The sequence below is a fragment of the Streptomyces sp. NPDC002057 genome (assembly GCF_040296665.1).
In the GTDB taxonomy this organism is placed as follows: Bacteria; Actinomycetota; Actinomycetes; order Streptomycetales; family Streptomycetaceae; genus Streptomyces.
Genome location: NZ_JBEOXR010000053.1, coordinates 17442 through 38059, shown reverse-complemented (window position 1 = coordinate 38059; position 20618 = coordinate 17442). Strand labels below are relative to the sequence as shown.

The 20618-nt window shown below is 69.9% G+C and carries 13 protein-coding genes and 2 pseudogenes; 9 read left to right on the top strand and 6 right to left on the bottom strand.

Going from position 1 to position 20618, the window contains the following annotated elements:
- Positions 1-2: 2 nt before the first annotated feature.
- Both ABT129_RS30740 and ABT129_RS30735 read right to left on the bottom strand, forming a co-directional pair.
- Positions 3-2567, bottom strand: coding sequence for a S8 family serine peptidase (locus tag ABT129_RS30740; RefSeq protein WP_351908138.1), 2565 nt, complete (start codon positions 2565-2567; stop codon positions 3-5).
- A gap of 146 nt (positions 2568-2713) precedes the next feature.
- Positions 2714-6091, bottom strand: a complete 3378-nt coding sequence (locus ABT129_RS30735) for an ATP-binding protein (protein ID WP_351908136.1) — start codon at positions 6089-6091, stop codon at positions 2714-2716.
- 255 nt (positions 6092-6346) lie between these two features.
- Here ABT129_RS30735 and ABT129_RS30730 point away from each other — a divergent pair.
- Positions 6347-6481, top strand: a pseudogene (locus ABT129_RS30730) (ATP-binding protein); the annotation flags it as partial.
- A gap of 33 nt (positions 6482-6514) precedes the next feature.
- Here ABT129_RS30730 and ABT129_RS30725 read toward each other — a convergent pair.
- From ABT129_RS30725 to ppk2, 4 genes are all read right to left on the bottom strand, one after another.
- Positions 6515-6889, bottom strand: a complete 375-nt coding sequence (locus ABT129_RS30725; protein ID WP_351908134.1) for a hypothetical protein — start codon at positions 6887-6889, stop codon at positions 6515-6517.
- A gap of 407 nt (positions 6890-7296) precedes the next feature.
- Positions 7297-7563: a hypothetical protein gene (locus tag ABT129_RS30720; RefSeq protein ID WP_351908132.1), complete on the bottom strand. Its 267-nt coding sequence runs from the start codon at positions 7561-7563 to the stop codon at positions 7297-7299.
- Positions 7564-7660: 97 nt separating this feature from the next.
- A complete protein-coding gene (locus tag ABT129_RS30715; RefSeq protein ID WP_351908130.1) occupies positions 7661-8065 on the bottom strand; it encodes a hypothetical protein in 405 nt (134 codons plus the stop codon).
- 85 nt (positions 8066-8150) lie between these two features.
- Complete coding sequence (gene ppk2, locus ABT129_RS30710) at positions 8151-9119, bottom strand: polyphosphate kinase 2 (protein ID WP_351908128.1); 969 nt, start codon at positions 9117-9119, stop codon at positions 8151-8153.
- A gap of 569 nt (positions 9120-9688) precedes the next feature.
- Here ppk2 and ABT129_RS30705 point away from each other — a divergent pair.
- From ABT129_RS30705 to ABT129_RS30670, 8 genes and pseudogenes are all read left to right on the top strand, one after another.
- Entirely contained in the window at positions 9689-10576 is an 888-nt protein-coding gene (locus ABT129_RS30705) for a PhzF family phenazine biosynthesis protein (RefSeq protein WP_351908126.1), read from the top strand.
- Between the two features lie 1653 nt (positions 10577-12229).
- Positions 12230-12559, top strand: coding sequence for a trypco2 family protein (locus ABT129_RS30700; RefSeq protein ID WP_351908124.1), 330 nt, complete (start codon positions 12230-12232; stop codon positions 12557-12559).
- 88 nt (positions 12560-12647) lie between these two features.
- Complete coding sequence (locus ABT129_RS30695; RefSeq protein ID WP_351908122.1) at positions 12648-16010, top strand: tetratricopeptide repeat protein; 3363 nt, start codon at positions 12648-12650, stop codon at positions 16008-16010.
- A 584-nt stretch (positions 16011-16594) separates the two neighbouring features.
- A complete protein-coding gene (locus ABT129_RS30690; RefSeq protein WP_351908120.1) occupies positions 16595-17464 on the top strand; it encodes a radical SAM/SPASM domain-containing protein in 870 nt (289 codons plus the stop codon).
- Positions 17465-17500: 36 nt separating this feature from the next.
- A complete protein-coding gene (locus tag ABT129_RS30685; RefSeq protein ID WP_351908118.1) occupies positions 17501-18640 on the top strand; it encodes a methyltransferase domain-containing protein in 1140 nt (379 codons plus the stop codon).
- 365 nt (positions 18641-19005) lie between these two features.
- Complete coding sequence (locus ABT129_RS30680) at positions 19006-19242, top strand: site-specific integrase (RefSeq protein ID WP_351908116.1); 237 nt, start codon at positions 19006-19008, stop codon at positions 19240-19242.
- A gap of 180 nt (positions 19243-19422) precedes the next feature.
- The gene (locus ABT129_RS30675) at positions 19423-20046 is read left to right on the top strand and encodes a hypothetical protein (RefSeq protein WP_351908114.1); all 624 of its coding nucleotides are present in this window, start codon (positions 19423-19425) and stop codon (positions 20044-20046) included.
- Positions 20047-20260: 214 nt separating this feature from the next.
- Positions 20261-20596, top strand: a pseudogene (locus ABT129_RS30670) (Ku protein); the annotation flags it as partial.
- Between the last annotated feature and the right edge of the window lie 22 nt (positions 20597-20618).

Genomic DNA, 20618 nt, shown 5'->3' with positions numbered 1-20618 from the left:
GATCAGGCTCCCTGCGCGATGCGGATCGCCGAACCGTCGGTCAGGACGGCCTGGTCGGAGGAGTACTGGAGGGCGTCGGTGCCCGCCTGGTTCTCGATGCCGACGGTGGCGGCGGAGCCGCTGCCGGGCACGGACTTGTACTGGAAGGTGATGTCACCGGTGGCCTCGTCGAAGACGGCCTCGAAGGTGACGCGAGTCTTGCCGTCGGAGACGAGCAGGGCCTGGTTCCAGACGACGGCGAACTGACGCTTGCCGTTCTTGCCCTTGAGAGCGGTCTGCACGCTCGACTTCCTGTCGAGGGTCAGGTCGTCCCAGAACGGGGCGACGATGCCGTTCGGCGGGGCGGCCGAGGGAAGCGCGGTGTTGGCGTAGTCGCCGAGACGCGGCTCCATGAAGTTGACCAGGCCGTTGGTGGTGATGGAGGCGCTGGAGTAGTCGACGCCGTACAGGTTCACCCAGAAGGGAAGCGCGACGGTCTTGGCGTCCTCGTCACCGGTCAGGGAGACCGTGTTGGAGCCCTTGATCCAGGAGTAAGTCGCCGGGGTGCAGCTGTTGCCGGAGTGGTCGGAGCGGGCCGGAAGGTGGACGGTGCGGGTCTCGACGCCGTCGACGGCCAGGCTCGCGGAGGAGATCCCGTTGCACAGGACCGGGGAGGCCGGCTTCACCGTCAGGGTGTAGTCGCCCTCGGCGACCGCGGGCAGGGTGAAGGTGCCGTCGGTGCCCGAGGTGACGGACGGGACGGGGGTGCCGGTGACCTCGACGGTCGCCTTGGCGAGAGGCTTGCCGGTGACGTCGAGGACGGTGCCGGTGACCGGGTGGGTCCTGACGGCTTCCATCGCGATGTTCTGGGCCAGTGACGTTCCGGTGGACAGCTGGATGCCGGAGACCGTCTTGTTCGCATAGCCGTATCCGCTGAGCGAGAAGGAGTACGAGCCCGGGGCGAGCGCCAGACGGTAGGAGCCGTCGGAGGCGGTGGTGACCGAGCGGGTGACGGAAGCGGTGTCCGTGGCCTCGACGAGGATGCCGGACAGAGCCTTGCCGGTGGCCTGGTCGGTGATCGTGCCGGTGACCGTCACCGCGGTGTGCGGGGCCTTGTCGATGGAGGCGAGGATGTCGAGCTTGCCCTCGCCCCAGACGTTGTTCATGCCGGCCGTACCACCGCAGTGGGTGTCGTCGACGTCACGGGCGCCCTCGTTGAGGAGCCTGCGGGTCTCGTCGATGTTGCCGATCAGGGACGGGGCCGCCGCCCACAGGAGCGCGACCGCACCGGCGACGTGCGGGGTCGCCATCGACGTCCCGTTGATGGTGTTGTACGAGGAACCGGGCCACGTCGAGCCTATGTTGACGCCGGGCGCCGAGATGTTCGGCTTCATCGAGCCGTCGACCAGCGAGGGGCCGAAGCCGGAGAAGCCGGCGATCTTGCCGTTCACGTCGTACGCGCCCACGCCGTAGGACGAGACCTGCGCCCCCGGCGGGTGCGTGGTGGAGCAGGTGACGCCGTTGCCGTCGTTGCCTGCCGCGAAGGCCTCGAAGATGCCCGCGGAGTTCCAGGCCTCGACGATGTCCTTGTAGAAGGTGTTGTCGTCACCGCCCCACGAGTTGTTGACGATGTTCGGGGCGAGGTCCGGGCGCGGGTTCCGCCCGTTGTGGTCCGTCGGCGCCAGAATCCACTGACCGGCCTTGAGCAGGTACGCGTCCGTGCACTGCTCGGCCTCGCAGCCCTTGGCAGCGATCCATTTCGCGTTCGGCGCGACGCCGATGCCCTTCTTGCCGACCATCGTGCCCATGGTGTGAGTGCCGTGGCCGTTGTTGTCGCACGGGACGGCGCTGTCGGGGCAGGCACCGGTCGGGTCGTACCAGTTGTAGTCGTGCGAGAACGAGCCGTCGCTGTTGTTCCCGCGGTACTGGGCGACCAGGTCCGGGTGGTCGTACTGCACACCCGAGTCGACGTTGGCGATGACGATGCCCTCGCCGCGCGTCTCGTACTGGTTCCAGACATCGTCTGCGTTGATGTCGGCGATGCCCCACTCCGGGGCGTCGTCGCCACCGACGGCGGAGTCCGTCTTCCCGGAGGCCGGGCGTGCCTTGGTGACCTTGGCGTCGGAGGTCTCGATGTCGTCGAGCTTGTAGTGCCGCTCCTTGACGATCGAGGCGACGTCCGAGCGCTTCGCGAGCTCGTTCACGAGCTGCTGGTCGCCGGTGACTTTGATGGCGTTGGCGATCCAGTAGTCCTCGTGGCCGACCTTCTTCATGTCGAGGAAGGTGCTCAGCGACTTCTGGCTGCTCGTCGCGTGGGCGCGGAGTTCGCTGTAGGCGGACTTCGCTTTCGCGGAGTGGGACTTCTTCTTGGCGGCGGACAGGTCCGCCTGGTCCTTGAGGACGACGAAGAAGGATGCCTTGCCTCCGCTGGCAACGGCGTTCAGCAGCGCGGAGTCGACCTTGGGAGACGGCGTCGTGGCGGCGTCGGCTGCCGTCGCGGGCAGCGGCGCGGTCAGCAGGGCGGCTGCGGTGAAGGCGGCCGCTGCCCAGGCGGCGCGGCCACGCCGCAGCGGTTGGGGCAGGTGCATCGGGGGAGCTCCTCCAGGAACGGAACGGGGGAGTTCGGACACTAGACAGACGCCGTTACTCGGGCATTACAGTGCGCGTGGCCTGCTGGTGCCAGGACGTGGCGACGCGTCGAACGCCCTCGACGGAGCCTGAGGACGCGCGGTTCTCAGCGGCGCTTCTCGGCGCGGAGACGGATGCGTGCCCATGCCGCCCGGCTGGTTCCGGCCGGATAGGGAAGAAGCTCGGCCAGTGATTCGGCCCGTGCCAGCTCCCGCTCACCCTCGTCGTCCCGGGAGAGCATCACCAAGCAAGCCCCGAGCGCGACCCGGGCTTCCACTTCGGCAATGTGCTCCCCGGTACGTTCCGCCCGTGCCACCTCGGCCAGAGCACGGCGGCGCGCGGACTCTTTCCGGCCGGAGAGGAGCTCGCCCCAGGCCGCCAGGACCGGCGCCTCGTCGGCGAAACCGTCCAACACCCGCGACAAGGTCTCCGGGTGACCCAGGCGCAGGGCGAGTTCCGCACGCGCGGCCCGTACTTCATGGCTCGCCCGCTGGTCCCCGAGCGTGGTGACGACCGACTCGGCGCGGTCCAGGAGGATCTCGGCGCCTGACGTCTCGTCGATGGCCCACCGGGCGCGGGCCAGCGCCGTCAGTGCGTACGGAAGACACCAGGCCTCGGCCGGTTCGGCGCCCGCGACCGCCTCCTCGGCGAGAGCCCGCGCCTGCTCGGGCTCCTCCAGGAGCAGCCACAGTTCCGCGAGGTTCGCCCGCTCGAAGGCGGCTGCTGCCGGACCTCCGGACCGTTCGGCGAGGCCGAGGGCGCGCTCCCCGATGTCGATGGCCTCGCGCAGCCGGCCTGCGCGGCGCGCGTTCTCCCGCAGCATCGACAGGACGGAGCCCAGCAGCGTCGGATCACCGAAGGCCTCGGCCGGTGCCAACGCTCGGTCGCCCGCGGCACGGGCCAGGTCGAAGTCGCCCGAGAGCCCCAGGTCGCTCGCCTGCAGGACGAAGGCGCGGGCCTTCAGTCCGTGGCCGGCGTGTCCCAGCACCCCCTCGGCCGCCGCGAGGGCGCGCCCGGCGGCGTCGCACCCGTCGTCGTAGCGACCTTGGGTGCTGAGAATGACGGACAGTGTCAGGAAGTGTCCCGCCGTCGGCTCGGGTGCGGTTTCCTCCGTCACGGGATGGCGCCGGAGGATGGCAAGGCCGGAAGCTGGGGACCCGGTCCTGACCAGCATCTCCGCCAGCAGCGCCGCCGCGAGGACGCGATTGTCGTGGTCGTGCAGACGTTCGAACTCCGCCAGGGCCGGGCGCAGCACGCCGACCGCCTGCTCGAAGTGGCCCATGTTCCGCAGCACCTGGGCGTGCGCGAGGCGCGCGCGACCGGCGTCCACGTCGAGCCGGGCTATCAGGTCCCGGTAGTAGCGGTCGGCCGTGTCGTTGGCGTACAGGGCCGCAGCCCGTTCGGCCGCCAGGCGCAGGTACTCGGCCGCGCGGGGGTCGTCGGCGCGCGCGAAGTGCGAGGCGAGCGTGTCGACTGCATCGGGGCGGCGACGGCGCACCGCCTGCGCGAAGGCGCCGTGCAGGTGCCTGCGGCGGACGGCGGACAACCGCTCGTAGCAGGTGAGGCGGACCAACGGGTGCCGGAAGGCGATGCCGGTCTCGTGCTTTCCCGCTACGACGACGGTCCGCTCCTCGATGAGAGCGGCACCGATGGCCTCGTCCAGCGCGGTGATGGCTGCCGCCCCTGAAAGAGGCGGGTGCAGGCCGTCGGCGGCCACGTCGAGCAGCTCGGACAGCGCGGTCTCCGCGCCGCCGACGGACAGCGCCTCCACCACGCGCCGCGTGCTCTCGTCGAGACGTGCGAGCTTCTCCGCCACCAACTGCCGCACTCCGTCGGGCGCCAGACTTTCGGGGCCGTCGACACCCATGTTACGAGCCAGTTCGATGGCGAACAGCGGATTGCCCAGCGAGAGGTCCCACACACGGCCGAGCTGTCCGGCACTGTCCGGCGCAGCTCCGACGCGTGGCGCGCCACCCACCTCACGTGTCACATCGCTCACGACCGCGAGACACGCTGCCCGATCCAAGCGGTGAACGATCTCCTGCACGACCTGCGGTTGACGCAGAAGGGCTGCGAGATCCGCCCTCCGCGGGCCGGACTCGGCGAGCTCCTCGGCGCGGTATGTCACCAGGACACGCAACGCGAACCCGGGGCGGGAAGCATGCCGCGCGAGGTGGCTGAGGAGTTGACAGGAACCCGAGTCCACAGCGTGCAGATCGTCCAGTACCAGCAACACCGGCTGCACGGACATCAGTTCACCGAGAAGCCCCGCCGTGGCGCGGAACAGCCGGTCCCGCTCGTCCTCGGGGCTGCGGTCACCGAGGATCCCCACCCGACCCAATGACGGCAGGAAGGCTGCCAGCTCCGGGTACTCCGAGCCCACCCGGGCCCGTTCGGCCACGTCCTGCTCGGCCAGCCAACCGTCGAGCGCCTCGGCGAAGGCTCCGTAGGGAGTGTGCCCCTCCGCATCGTGACCGGCGCCCCACAGCACGGCGGATCCGGCCGCGGCAGCGAGCCGCGCGGCTTCGGCAACCAACCGGGTCTTGCCCACGCCGGCCTCACCGGTCAGGATCCGCACCGGCGGACCGTCGACGGTGAGCAGCCGGTGCAGCAGCTCTTCCCGGCCGCGCAACGGCGCTACGTCCAGGCTCTGGAGTGGTGCGGGCAGGGCCGCCGGGGCCGGGCCAGGCCTGCGCGTGGTGGCCAGGGCGGCCCGGTGCAGTCGCTCCGTCTCCGGACTCGGCTGGACGCCCAGCCCGGCCGCGAGCGCCTCACGACACAGGTGGTATTGCCCGACCGCGCGCCTCCGCAGCCCCTGGCGTATGTAGGCGTCGATGAGGATCCGGTGGGCCGCTTCCTCCGCCGGGCTAGCCTCCAGGACGAGCTCGGCCAAGGCCGTCGCCTCCCGCAGGGCGCCTGCCTCCAGGTGGGCCAAGGCCAGCCCCGTGCGCATCTCGCCCTTCAGAGACGCGAGCCGGGCCCGCTGCGGCTCGGTCCACGAGAGGTAACGGTCCTCCGGCAGCAGCTCGCCGGTGAACCGGCCCAGCGCGTCCACCAACGCCTCGGGGTCACAGGACGCCAGTGCGGCCCGGGCCTTCTCCTCGGCATCGTCTATGTCGACCCACACGGTGGCGGGGTCGAGAGAGAGCATCGGCCCTTCCGAGACGAGGTACGACGATGCGGCGCGCGGAGCGAGTTCGGGTTCCAGCGCGCGCCTCGCGGCGTGCAGCGCGACGCGGAGATTTCCGGCTGCCGCGTGCGGATCGGTGTCCGGCCAGCACAGATCCATGATCTGCTCACGGTGCAGTCGATGGCCAGGCGTGAGAGCGAGGAGCTTTACCAGTGCCTGAGCAGTCAGCCTCGGCCATCGCCCGGCGGGTTCGGGGCAATCGTCACGCAATGCCCGGAAACGGCCGAAGAGGTGCAGGCGCAGCAAAGGGGGCGCGGGATGGCCGGTGTTGAAGGGGCGCGCCTGCGTGTTCATGGGGGCGCCACTGTAGTCGAGCACCCTGAGCTCCGAAGGCCCGGGGCGTCGAGGAGGTCCATAGCCACTACGGGCCGACGTCAGCCGATGGCCGAGTTCCGCAGGGTGCAGATGTCGGTCTCCGCTGGGCACCAGTGCGTACAGCCACCTACCCGATGAAGTTCGAGATCCGCGTCCCGCATGCCTTGCGGTCGAGTGCGGCGCCCAGCGCGGTGGACGCCCGCTGGGGCGGCAGCCCGAGCACGCCCATGATGCGGCCAGGTCTTCGGCGACGAGGTCCTCATCCTCGACCGCCTTCGCCATTACTGCGCAGTGATCTCCATGAATGGCCCCAGCTACCGGCTCAAGAACCGCCTCAAGGAGACCGAGCGGGACAGCGACGTGGCCTGACGACCCACGTGGATTCGGCGGCCGAGCACTTGATCAGTTGTTGATAGCCCGCTGAAAGATCTCGGAGAACTCGCCGTTCTCGATCAGTCCGGCGATTACGTGTGTCATGTTGTCGATGCCGGGATCCCTGACGATCAGGCCGTCCGAGACCCAGAAGTACCGGCCGCCGAGGGCCTCGTCAGTCCCTGCCCAGAGTTTCATCAGGCGCTCGACTTCCGCGACGGTGAACACGGTCGCGGTCCAACGGGATCCATCCTTCAGAGTCACGAAGACATCGACGTTGCAGACCTCGCCCAAGTCCTCGCCCGCGCTGGGCAGGAACGCCACCTGGAAGTCCTCCATGCGGACCCGATACCAGGGCTCGTCCCACCCTCGCTCGATCGGTTCACACGATGTGTTGTGGTTCATCGTGCGACTGTCCCCGGTCGGGGCATCGATCGCAACCGAGATCCTCTGCCGTGCTGCTGCCCGCGGTCAGAGCCGGGGACGTTCGTCCGTACGCAACTGGGGGTCCGTAAGCCGACAGTAGGGGAGTTGGCGCGCGGGCGGGTGGGAGATAGCCCGCTCCGTCTGGCATAGGCGGCAGTCAGAGTCCCCCATCTGATTTGCGCGGATGGCTCGAAACACGCCGGAGCGACGTCCTCCTGTCCCTGATGGTTGCGGCCTACTGACCCTCCGGAATCGGCTCGCGTGACGACGCTTGGACGTGCGTAGGAACCTGTGCCAGAGGAGTGGGAAGCCGCTCAGCTAGGCGTTTCAACGGCCCATCTCGTCCAGGCGAACCCGTCCGGCATGAGCTGGACCGTGTTGTGACCCTAACGACCATCGAGAAGTCGCGCTCCCGCTCCATTCGCCACCCCGAGGCAGAAGAAGATGACCGAGTTGTCTGGGACGGGTGAACGCAACCACTTGGTGCCTGTGAACGGTTCGCCGGTGTGCCGCACGAGCTGCACGGTTCCGGATTGCGTGTTCCCGTCGAGGTAGCGGTCTTCGTTCATCGCCTCAAGGGCGTCGAAGAAGTTCGTGAGATCCAGATCTTGCAGGTTGAGGAAGGTGAACTGACCGGCACTCGGAGAGCTCATCTCCCATCGCGTTCCGGGCTCATCCCTGTTCGCCAGGCGTGTCGTACCGGATTCGTGGTTCGCTGATGCGGGGGAATGCGTGTCGTCCGGACTTGGTTCACGCTTCGTCGCGGTGGGTGAGGTGGCCGTCTGTGAGCCGCCAGTAGTGCTGGTGAGGGGTCAGTTGCCAGGTCTCGTCGGCAGCGATCGCCTGCGTGATCCATTCGTGGAGTTGTGGGAGGGCATGCGCTCGTAGAACAGCGCGGATCGCAGCACGTTCAGTGGCGTCGACCGGGTGGACGCCTATGCGGAAGCCGACCATGTCCGGGTGGATGCCGCGGCCGTAGTTGCGGGGGTTCGGAGCGACCCATGCAGCTCCCAGGACGATGGTCCCACTGTCGTGGCCGGTGAGGAATTCCAGGTCCGTGACGCGGGTCATGTGAGGGCCGAGGCACTCGTTGATGTCGCTGGTGGTCAGGGGCCAGGCGCGGTGCCGGGGCAGTCTTCGATTTCGTGCGGACATGGCAAGCAGAATGGCAGAAGGTCGCTGCGCCCCCCGAGGCGTTCTGTTCGGCAGCCGCTTCCAGGAGCTGGCGGGCGGATTCCCCCTAGGGGGCGGGGTGCATGCCGGGGCCGTCGGGCGGCCCGGCCAAGGGGGTGGGGGAGAGGTCGGATGCTTCCTCTCCGGGTTCGAGGAGGGTGTCGGCGCCGCCGACGATGAGGGAGTCGGGCTGACCAACCACGTCCTCATCCTTGCGGTCGTAGTCGATCCGCCACAGCAGGCTCCGCATCGCCTCCAGCCGCCCGCGCCGCTTGTCGTTGCTCTTGACGACCGTCCACGGCGCACGGTCGGTGTCGGTTGCACGGAACATCTCGACCTTCGCCGTCGTGTACGCGTCCCACAGGTCCAGGGAGGCCAGGTCGGTGGGCGACAGCTTCCACTGCCGCACCGGATCGACCTGCCGGATCGCGAAACGGGTGCGCTGCTCGGCACGGGAGACCGAGAACCAGAACTTCACCAGCAGGATCCCGTCCTCCACCAGCATCGCCTCGAAGCCCGGGCACTGCCGCAAGAACTGCTCGCACTGCTCAGGAGCGCAGAATCCCATGACCTTCTCGACGCCGGCCCGGTTGTACCAGGACCGGTCGAAGAAGACGATCTCGCCGGCGGCCGGCAGATGGGGGACGTACCGCTGGAAATACCACTGGCTCTCCTCCCGCTCGGTCGGCCTGTCCAAGGCGACGATCCGCGCCCCGCGGGGGTTGAGCCGCTCGGTGAACCGCTGGATCGTTCCGCCCTTGCCCGCCGCGTCCCGGCCCTCGCAGATCACCACGAGCCGTGCACCTGTGCCCTGCACCCAGTGCTGCAGCTTCAGCAGCTCGATCTGCAGGAGCCGCTTGGTCCGCTCGTACTCCCGCCGCCGGATCTTGCGGTCGTACGGATAGTTCTCCCGCCAGGTACGAATCGGAGCCCCGGACGCGTCCAGCAGCACAGGCTGCTCCGGCCTGCTGTCGTCCACACTCAGGCCCGAGAGCAGATCCTCGCTTTCCTTCGCCCGCGGTTCCGGATCACTCACGCCACGCACCTACCCGGATGCCATCAAACTATGAGGAAACAAACTATTCGTGTCATTCTCTTGCTGGGTAGGCGGCGGATGCCAGCGCGACCGGGCGTGCGGAACCCTCCGACCGTCCGGCGCCCATCGGCGGGGCGGGACAGGATGGCTTCGCACGGATCCGCCGACCGCTGAGGCCGGCGAATACAACCCGGCGGCCAGGCTTCGACGGCCAGAACCGGGCGATCATGCTGGCCCTCACCCCGGCCCAGCTGTGCGCACCGCCGTGAGCGGAGGCCTGCGCGCGGGCCGTGTCGTGGAGCTTCAGTTTCAGGTACCGGGTAGGGGCCTGTCCTTCACCTGGCATGGTCGCGTCCGACCTGGTGGAGTCGACCACGGCGCGAGTAGTCGGCGTCGCACCCCTGACCGCACCCCGTTGACCAGCAGCGGGCCATGCTGCGCGTGGCCCGGGGAGCGTCGCCGTTCACTGTCCGCCGATGCTGGGCTACCGCGGAGTGCCGTGACGGGCGGGGCTTCGATACGGTCCCTATCTGGGGAACCTCCGCGGGGATCCACGCCGTTGGCCCGGCATGAACTCCGTACGGCAAACCCCCGACGTCCTGCGATACACCGCCTTCTCCAAAGACCCCGAGGGAGGCAATCCCGCCGGAATCGTTCTCGACGCCACGGGCCTCAGCTACGAGGAGATGCTGGCAATCGCCGCCGAAGTCGGCTACAGCGAGAGCGCGTTCCTGACAGCGCCGCCCGAGGGAGCGGGCTCCGGCGCGTCGGACGCCGGGCGCGCGTACACCATCCGCTACTTCAGCCCGAAGGCGGAAGTCTCCTTCTGCGGTCACGCCACCGTCGCGACGGCCGTGGCCCTCGGCGAGCGAGTCGGCCCCGGCGACCTGGTATTCACCACGCAGGCCGGGACCGTGCCGGTCACCGTGACACGCGAGGGCGGGGCGCTGCGGGCCACGCTCACGAGCGTCGTGCCGCACGTCGAGGATGTCGAGGCCGATGACCTGACAGAGGCACTCGCCGCGCTCGACTGGCCGGCCGGCGACCTCGATCCCGCCATGCCTGCCCGCATCGCCTTCGCGGGCGCCCGCCATCTGGTCCTCGCCGCCGCGAGCCGCGAGCGCCTGGCCCACCTGGCGTACGACTTCGCCCGCCTGGAAGCCCTCATGCACCGGCTCGACCTGACGACCCTGCAGTTGGTCTGGCGCGCCTCTGCGGAGGTCTTCCACGTCCGCGCCCCGTTCCCGGTGGGCGGTGTGGTCGAGGACCCGGCGACGGGAGCGGCGGCCGCCGCCTTCGGCGCGTATGCCCGTGAGCTCGGACTCGTGCCCGAGGCGACGGTCCTCACCCTCCGCCAAGGGGAGGACATGGGACGCCCCGGCGTCCTCACGGTGGAATTGCGGGCGGGCGACCGGCGGATCAGGGTCGGCGGCGCAGGGATCCGCATCCCGACCTGATCCAAACGGCACGCGCTGCCGGCCAGGCGTACAGCAGCGGACCCATGCGCGAGTACCTGCGGCGGTGGGGGCATCTACGACACGATCCCTCAGATGAGTGACAGCCAGGCCGCTCGCCTGCGCAAAGGCTCACGGGGCGGACAGCCAGCCGGCTTTGACGAGGACCGTTCCCTGTGGAAGAAGGAGCCGCCGAGTTCGGACAGGAACGCCGGCCGAGTGGTGCGCTTCGGGGGTCGGCTGCCCGGTAGGGGACACCGGTGCGGTCACAAGGGGAAAGTCCCCGCGATGCGACAGGCCACCATGCTGCTCACCACACTGCGTAGCACTGCTGGATAGTGTGCGGTCCTGCAGATTGGTGTATGCGGGTCTTGGGCCCGCTTCCCTTCTTCAAAGGAAAGTTGGGCCTTCGTGCTGCCGAGGGCCGGGCTTCTCCCGCGAAGAGGCGGAAGCCGGGCCCGGTGCATGTCCGGTACGCAGGGCCCCGCCCCGAAGATGTCCAGTCCTGGCGGCGGGACCCGGACCCAAGGGGCCACCTTGAACGTACCGACTGCCGTCAGCGGTCTCACCTCGACCGAGGCGCAGGGCGCGGGTATGCCAGCCGTGACGCTCGACCTGTGGCCGCCAACGACCTCCACCAGACATCCAAATGTGCCCCGTGCCGTGGTGCCGAACAATCCGTTCTGAACTGAACTCATACGTATCCACGGCAGAGGCGATTGTCCCCTTGTTGGAACTGCCGATCATGAGGCTCAAGGCTGCGGGGCCCCTCCTGCCCCAGAAGCTGTCCCGTCGACGATCCAAGCCGCCGCGGGACTGGCCGGCGCGCGGCCCGCTTGCCCATTCGGCAGGCGCAAGGCTGTGCATCCGGACGACGCCGGGCATCGCGTGAGAGACACGTACCCGGCGGCCGCGCCTCGCGGCGCCCTTGCAGAGGGGCCCCAAGACGTGGGGGCGGGTGTTGTCCACGAAGAGGACGGTCAGGGGCTGGGGGCGCCGGCCGGTGTTCCAGGAGACGGTCCCGCTTCACAATCCGGCATCGCACCGACGCGGCATCCGCCATCGGCGTGTGCCTGTACGCACCGGTCCCGGGTGTATCAGCGCGATGCGACACGCGCACGCCACACGGTGAGAGTGAAAGAGCGGCCGGCAAAGAGGCCCAAGGCTGGAGGCGAAGAGCTCAGACGAACAACCGTCGGGCCGCCCCGGGAGTCATGTCGGCGTGGCGATCAAGCCACACCCACATCTCTGGGAAGAAGCGCACCTAGTCCGGAGCACACATATCCCGGTACCGGCTCGTCACCGCGGTCGCCGTCGCACTCGTCGTCACTGCGGGCGCGGCAGCAGCGTAGGTGCCGGCGGCCATGGCGATGACGGCCGCCCCGCCGTCGACGCAGCAGAGCGTCCTGCCCTACCGGGACGGGGTGTTCATCGTCGGCGCGAGCCGGGCGGGCTTCCTCACGGCCGGAGCGTCGGCGGCGCGACCGTGTAGGAGTGGACGTGGTACGCGGATGGCTCCGTCATCTGCAGGAGCGGGCAGGTGTCCTGCCCCGTCCGGACTCGGACAACCGTTCGTGATCGCCTGCGTAGGGCGGTGTGGTGCCTTTACGCTCGGTCTGAAAGAGACATGCAGTCGGCGGGGACGGGGTGGGATGCGTGGAGATCGGCTTGGCGGACGCGGTGGCGGCGGTACGGGACGAGCTGCTGGATGCCGCGGCGCGCGCTGTGGGACACGAGATCTCATTCGTGGTCGGGCCCGTGGAGATGGAGTTCGAAGTCGAGCTGCGCGCCGATGCGCGGGCCAAGGCGGGCTTCCGGGTGTGGGCTGTGACGGCAGACGCAGAAGTCGGGGTGGCCCGCGGGCGGACGCACCGGGTGTCGTTCACTCTCACCCCAAGGGATACCGCCGGCGGCGATCTGCTGGTCAGCGGGGGTGCGGATCGGCCGGCCGGTCCCGGCGACGTGAGCGGGCGGATCCAGGACTGACCGGGCGTCGGCGTACGAAACGGGGGATGCGATGAGGCGGGATCGTCTGGTCGCGGTCGGAGGAACGGGCGGGCCTGGATCGGGGTACGTGATCGGTCCCCGACTGGTGCTCACCTCGGCACACGTGGCCGGTCGGCGCGGCTCGCCGGTGCAGGTGTTCCGGCCGGGCGGTGACGCGGTGTACGGCGGTGCCGTGGTGTGGTGCGGCACGCCCGGCGGGCGCGACGATGCTGCCTTGGTGGAAGTGGACGACGCCAGGTGGCGGCCACCGGTGGGCGCGGAGGTTCGCTGGGGCCGCCTGGTGACCGAGCAACCCGGGCAGCCCTGTGCGACATGGGGCGTACCGGACGTAGTACAGCAGCCGGGAGCGGCGGTGGAGGCCGCGCAGCTGGCGGGGACGGTGAATCCGGGCAGCGGCTTCGTGGCCAACCGACACCTGATGGACATCGGTTCGTTTCCACCGGTCTGGCCGGCCGACGGGTCGTCGCCCTGGGGCGGGATGTCAGGTGCCGCCATGTTCTGCGGCCGCCTGCTGACCGGGGTGGTCGTGGCCGACGCGGGCCGCTCCGGGCATGCAGCGCTCTCGGTGGTGCCAGCGTACGTACTGCATCACGACGCGCAGTTCCGGGCCGTGCTGGCCGAGCACTGCGCCGGTGCGATGATGCTCGAAGCAGTCGAATTCCAGGACGTGGCCGAGGCCGACCTGGTGGCGCCGGCCGGCGGTCTGGGCTCGGCGGCGGCGCTGCTGCAGGCGGGTCGGCAGATTGTGGCGTTCCACGGCCGGGAGGAACTGCTGGACCGGCTGACTCGCTGGTGCTGGCAGGAGGGGTTCGGCAGCTGGCTGTTGCACGGCCCGGCCGGGCAGGGCAAGACCCGGCTGGCCCATCAGCTCGCCGGCACTATGGCTCCGGACGGCTGGGCGGTGCTCTGGCCGCGCGCCACCGCCGCTCCAGCAGAGCTTCGGGCGGTGGGCCGGGCCGCCAAACCGCTGTTGGTAGTGCTGGATTACGCGGAGACCCGCGCGGCACAGCTCGCCGCGCTCCTAGAGGCCGCCGCCGAGCACGGGGGCGCCACGCCGTTCAAGGTCCTCCTGCTAGCCCGGACGTCCGGGGACTGGTGGACCAGCACACAGGCCATGAGCCGTACCGCCGAAGAGCTGCTCGACGGCACGCCGGTGGTCGCGCTGCCGGCGCTGGAGAGCGACATGGCCGCGCGTCCGCAGGCATACCGGCGGGCAGCGAAGGCCTTCGCGGCTGCGCTGCCCGACGTTCGGGGCCAGGAGGGACCCGACTGGCCGGTACTGGCCGCCGCTCTTCCCTTCCCCTACGTGGGCCGGGCCGGTATGGACAATGCGCTGACCCTGCACATGACCGCGCTGGCCGACCTGTTGGACGCCGCCAACACCGGTGCGGCCGAGGACACGGTGGGACCGGCCACCGGCGTCGAGGACCGCCTGCTCCTGCACGAGCGCCGCTACTGGGAGCAGAGCGCGACAGCCTCCGGTCTCAGCCCGGCGCTGAGCACGGCCACCCTCGATGCCGCGCTCGCCGCCGCCCTACTGCTGGGGGCTGCCGATCGAGATCAGGCCGCCGAGGTCCTGCGCAAGGTCAGCGGGCTGGCCGACCAGCCGCGCGACCGCCGCGATGCCGTCCTGGCCTGGATCGCCGCCCTCTATCCGCCGGCCGATGCGGGTCCCTGGGGCAGCCTGCAGCCCGACCGACTGACGGAGCGTCTGATCGGCCGCCGCCTGGAAGCACATCCCGGGCTCGCCGACGACCTCGTACCGGGCATCACCGAGGAGCAGGCGGGCCGGCTGCTGACCCTTTACAGCCGCGCGTCCGCGCACGCCGTCTTCGAGGGACAGCTCGACGACCGGCTCACCGCACTGTGCGTCCGCCACCGCACCGTCCTGGCGCCCATGGTGATGGCCGCCGCCACCCAAGTGGAGCGCCCCGGCCCGCTCGTGGCCGGCCTGCAGCAGATCGCCGCGGATCCCCGGACCCCGCAAGACACCCTCAGGCAGCTCGACGACCGGCTCCCGCGCAGCCAGCGCCTGGCCGTCTGGGCCTGCGACCTGGCCCAGCACCTGGTCGACCGCCAGCGCGATCTCCCTCACACCCCCGACCTGGTGTGGAGCCTGCATTCCCTCTCCTCGCGGCTTGCGGCCCTGGACCGGCGGGAGGAGGCCCTGGCCCCCGCCGAGGAAGCAGTCACCGTCGCGCGCTCCTTGACCGACACGATCCCCCTGATCGCGAGCCTGAACACGTACGCCGACCGGCTGCGTGACCTGGGACGCCGCGAGGAGGCCCTGGCCACGATCACAGAGGCCGTGGCACTCTCCCGCGGCTTGGGCGATGGCCGTACCCCCGACCTCGTCGAAAGCCTGAACACGCTCGCCTCCCTGCTGGGCGATCTCGGGCGGCGGGAGACGGCGCTGGCCTCCTCCGAGGAAGCGGTGCGCCTGCGCCGCGATGCCGGAGCAGGCTCGCCCGACGCCCGTCAGCTCGCCCGGAGCCTGAACACCCACTCCGAACGCCTGTGGGACCTAGGCCGGAAGGAGGAGGCTATGGAAGTGCTCATCGAAGCCGCCCGCCTGCACGAGGGCATGTCCGGTGCAGGCTCTGCGTACTCCCCCGCTCACGTCGCGACGCTGAACGAGATGGCGGTCAAAGGTGCGGAGATGGGCTGGCTGAAAGGCGCCCTGTCGGTGGCCGAGCGTGTGGTGCATGTCAGCCGAGCCATGGCCAGGACACGTCCCGACGCCTACCTGCCCCAGCTGGCCCAGAGCCTGGGCCAGCTGGCCTGGGCCCTGGAGGACTCGGGCCGGCAGGAAGAGGCCTTGGCCGCCGCCGAAGAGGCCTTGGCCATTCACCGGGACCTGGTCGCCATCCATCCCGACGCCCACCTGATGGCGCTCAACGCGAGCCTGAGCACGGCCGCGGCGCTCTACGCGGCCCTGGGCCGGCCCGACCAGGCTCTCGCCGCCACCGAGGAGTGTGTGCGAATCCTTCGCAGCCTGGCGCGCGCCTACCCTGACGCCCACCTGCCCCACCTGCCCGTGCAACTCCACACCCTCGGCACCCGGCTGGCGGCTGTGGGCCGCACAGAGCAGGCCCTGGCGGCCGTCGAGGAAGCCCTAGGCATCCGCCGCACCCTCGCCTCCCGCGCCCCGGGCACCTACCTGCCCGGCCTGGCGAGCAGCCTGATCGCCGTGACGGTACGACGGGAGCAGTCCGGCATGCCGGAGGAGGCTCTCGCCGCCGTCGAAGAAGCCGTCGCCATCTACCGCACCCTGGCCGCCACCCGTCCCGCCCACGTCCCCGACCTTGCCAAAGCCCTGTACGCGCTCTCCCGCAGGCTGGAGGGGCAGCGCCGGTGGGACGAAGCGCTTGTCGCGGCCCGTGAGGCGTTCCGACTCCTGCCCGAACTGGCGCTGTACGAGCGACGCTGATCCAGATGCGTGCGGTTCACTGGGCTGCCGCCATGCCACCGGAACTGCTTCACCGGCGTCGGACTACGCCAGCTCCCGGCCGCCATCCCTGGCGCCGTGTCGGGTCACGCTCGCCGTATTCGCGCTGACGTCCACATCGACGCCGAGAACCCAGACGCGGCCTCCCATGCCTCCGAGCAAGCGCGCGGAAGAGCTCAGACGCGGTCTGTGACGCGCCCAGCGCCTGGGACCCACAATCACCTGGACTCCCAACGAAAGGATTGGCAAGGACAGTCCGTGCCCGCACGCAGCCCGAGCGGCGGCCCGATAAGCACTCTGACCACAGAGCCTGTGGTCGTGGCCCTTCCGGAAAGCTCCAGCCCGAGCCGGCCCCCGCACCTGACGCTCGTGGTGCACCGTCGGCACCACCAGGGTGAAAGCCGCCGAAGCGGGGATGCCCGGCCACTCGCGCAGCACCTCTGTCACGAGGACGAACTTCCGTGCCGGTCCGGGTACTTCTGTGGTCCTGCCGCACGAGTACGGCCGTCCCACCCACACAGCCATCCTGAGCCCGGCATGCTGGGCTGCACGTACAAGGAGCACCCATGACCGTGCTGGACACACACCCCGCCGCTGCTTCGCTCGATTTCCTCTCGCTGGAACTCACCGCCCGCTGTCAGTTCACCTGCCCCGGCCAGTGCTATGCCGAGGCCGGCCCGGCCCAGGGCCACGGCACCATGACCGTCGAGGACTGGCATCGGCTCGTCGACGAGGCCGTCGTCCTTGGGGCGGGCACCGTGCAGTTAATCGGAGGTGAGCCCACCCTGCACCCGGCGTTCACCGAGCTTGTCGAGCACACGCTGCGGGTCGGCCTTGCGGTCCGGGTCCACTCCAACCTGTACAGGGTCCGCGCCGAGCACTGGAGGCTCTTCGAGGACTCGCGGGTGAACGTCGCCACCTCGTACTACAGCGACATCGCAGCCGAACACGACGCGATCACCGGCCGGGCCGGGTCGCACACGGCGACCCGCGCCGCCATCGTCGAGGCCGCATGCCGCGGCGTGAACCTGCGGGTCGCCATCGTCGACCACGGCAACGGCCAGAGGGCGGAGCAGGCCCGCGCCGAGATGGAAGTCCTCGGAGTCACCGCCACCGTCGACCGGGTCCGCGCGGTCGGTCGTGCCGCCGGCGGTCTTGTGCCGTCCACGTCGTCGCTGTGCGGGCGGTGCGCCCACGGCAAGGCCGCCGTACTGCCGGACGGACGGGTGGCTCCTTGCGAGATCGGCCGGTTCCTGGCTACGGGCAACGTCCGACAGACGCCGCTCGCGACGGTCCTGGCCAGCTCCGAATGGGAGCGGGCGCGCGCGAGCGTCCCGGCCCGGGTGTCGGCGGACCCGTGCGCGCCGGACTGCGCACCGTCCGGCGACACCTGCGGTCCTTCCAAGGGCGACCCCTGCGGACCGATGGATGACTGATCGAACAGGGCACGGCAAGAGACGATGAGGGTGGGCATGGACTGGCAGGATCATGCGAAACGACTGGCCGACGAGGTCGCCCCGGCGGATCCGCTCTGGTGGAAGGCGGTTGCCGAAACGCCTCGGCATGAGTTCGTACCCCGCTGGTGGGAGTGGGACCGGGAAGCCGACGGCAGGGTGGTTCGTGACGGTGCGGCGAACGTCGACCAGTGGTTCGCCACCGCGTACAGCGACTCGACGATCCTGACAAGGATCGGCCCTCTGCACGCGGATCACGTCAAGCCCGGAGACATCGCCACCGGAGCACCGACCGCGTCCTCGACGCTGCCGACCCTGGTCCTCGACATGTACGAGCACGCCAGGATCACCGACGGCTGCCGCACACTGGTGACCACCGGGACCGGCTACGGCACCGCCCTGGCCTGCCACCGCCTCGGCCCCGACCTGGTGACCAGCGTCGACATCGACCCCTACCTCGTCGACTCCGCCACCGACCGCCTCGCCTCCATCGGGCTTCGACCCCAGACCGCGGTCTGCGACCTGACCCAGGGCCCGCTCCCCGGCGAGTACGACCGGATCGTGTCCACCGTATCCATGCCGACCATCCCCGCCGCCTGGCTCAAGGCCCTGCGCCCCGGCGGCCGGCTGGTCACCACGATCACCGGCACCAGCCTGATCCTCTACGCCGACAAGACCCCAGACGGCGGCGCCAGGGGCCAGACCTCCTACGAACCCGCCTCCTTCATGGGACCCCGCCAGGGCGACGACTATGAGAAGACGGTCCCGGACTCCGTCTGGGAAGAGGCGGAGTCCGGCGACGGCGAGGCGAGTGTCAGCCGCCACCTGCTCCTGTTCGTTCCGGAGGCGTGGAGCGTCCGCTCCATGCTCCAGCTCCAGACCCCCGGCATCGAGCACCGCCACCACTGGGATCCGGACCGCAGTCACACCGTATGGATGGCCCATCCTGACGGTTCATGGGTCCGCGCCCACGCCACCGGCCCCCGGGAAGCCCCCACCGTGCACCAGGGCGGCCCCCGCCGCCTTTGGGACCCCCTGGAGGCGATTCTCGACCGCCTCAACTGGATGGGAGAGCTGCCCGTGTACGGCGCCCGGGTCACCATCACACCGCAGGGAGAGACCACCCTCACCCGCGGCCGCTGGACGGCCACCCTGTAATCCGCATTCGACACCGGCTTGCGCGCCATCGCCCGCGCCTGTCCCGACACCCTCACCGGCGCCAGGGACAAACCCCTGGCCCTCACTGGCTTCCGGTACGCCTCCCGCTCCCAGGACCGGCCGGACTTAACATCGGTGACGTCGCCCTGCGCCCGCGTGGCCTGCTCGCCGCCCGGCTCAGCGGCAAGACCAAGCACAGCGTCCGCCACGTCAAGATCCGATACGCCGGCGATCCCGGGACCTGCCCGGTCCGCGCCTACACCGCTTACCGCGCCTGCCTGGTCGCCGAGAACGGTGAGCGGTGGGCCGGCCCGTCGACACCTGTCTTCGTTGACGTCGACCGCTGGGGCCACGTCACCGGTGGCATGGGCGCGGACTCCGTTACCCGCGCCGTCAAGTGGATCTCCGCCCGGGCCGAGGTGGCGATCGCCTGGACAGGGCACTTCCTGCGCATCGGCCTGGCCTCTGTCGCCCGCCGCGCGGTCCGCGACTTCATCGCCATCGCCGACCAGGACGGCTGGGCCCGGCATTCCCGCTCGATGCTCGGTTACATGCAACGCGAGGATGGCTGGGAGGGGAATCGCCGTTGGCGCCTCACCTGACTGTCCCTGTCCAGGCGCGGTCAGAAACGGCGGTGGGTACGGCTGAAGGGCCGATACGCAGCTGCGTACCGACGACTGTCCGCGTCCGCAGCGAGGCAGCCGACGTCGTGGGGCCTGTGATCCACATGGGCGTGCCGTTGTGGGAGGCTGCCCAGAGCACGAGTACCTGGGGGGATACCAATGGGTGACAAGAACATGCAGAAAATGCTGCGATTGATGGCGAGCGGGGAGCCGGTCACGCTCATCCTGTCCACGTCGATGAAGAAGCTCACCCGATTTGCCTTCATCGCGCAGCAGTTCGGGTACGAGTACGCGGACCTGAAGACGGGCAGCGGCGGTTGGTGCACGATGTGGCTCGTGCCGGACCCCAGCCCGCAGGCCCGGGCGCTCGCTGCGGAGAACCGGGCCCGGTATCCGCACGCGGGCGACGGCGGCGCGTTGCCGCCGTTCGCGCCCGACGCGCTTGAGCTTCTCAAGGCCCGCATGGTCCTGGACCTCAACCGTGAGCACTCCATCAGGCAACGGCTGGTGCTCATGACCGGTCTCCTCACCCTGGCTGCTGTGGGGCTCGGCTCCGATCTCGGCGATGGCGCTATCGGCGCCCTCACGATCGGCGGAGTGTTCTTTGTCGTGATCGCAGCCCTGTTGCCTGTCGGGTTCGCCATCAGCCGGCGCTACGTCGTCCGGTACACCGCCCAGGTGGAGGCGGCCGGGTTCACACCGGTGACCGACCGTAACGGGCGGCTGCGATACCTGCCTCCGGGCGGGCAGCTTCCCGAGCACGGTAGTCCGTTCCCGAGCTGAAACAGCTCATCATCGGGGTGCCGTGACCGTGCAGGGACGTGCGGGATCGCGGATTCCGTACGCGTGCCACTCCGGATCGCGCGGCAGACTGGAGCCGGCCAGCGGGCTGCCCACGGGCAGGTATGCATCGCTCTCCCGCTCGCCGAGTCGTGCTATCACGGGCCGGGTCTGCCTAGCCTGGTGGCACGCCCAAGGGGGGCCGCGAGGAGTGCGCATGCCCCGTCCCCTGTGGTCCGGCGCTATCTCGTTCGGCCTGGTCACCGTTCCGTGCCAGCTGGTGAATGCCACCGAGCGGCACGACGTGTCCCTCCGGCAGGTGCACACGGAGGACGGCGGCCGTATCCGGTACCGCAAGACGTGCGAGATCGACGGCCAGGAGCTGACCGACGATGAGATCGGGAAGGGCTACGAGGACCGGAAGGACCACATCATCCCCATCACGGACGAGGACCTCGCCGGAATGCCGCTGCCCACGGCGAAAGCCATCGAGATCGTCGCGTTCGTGGACCGCTCCACCGTCGACCCGGTCCAGTTCGGCGCCGGGTCGTACTGTGTTAACTGCACTATCGCCT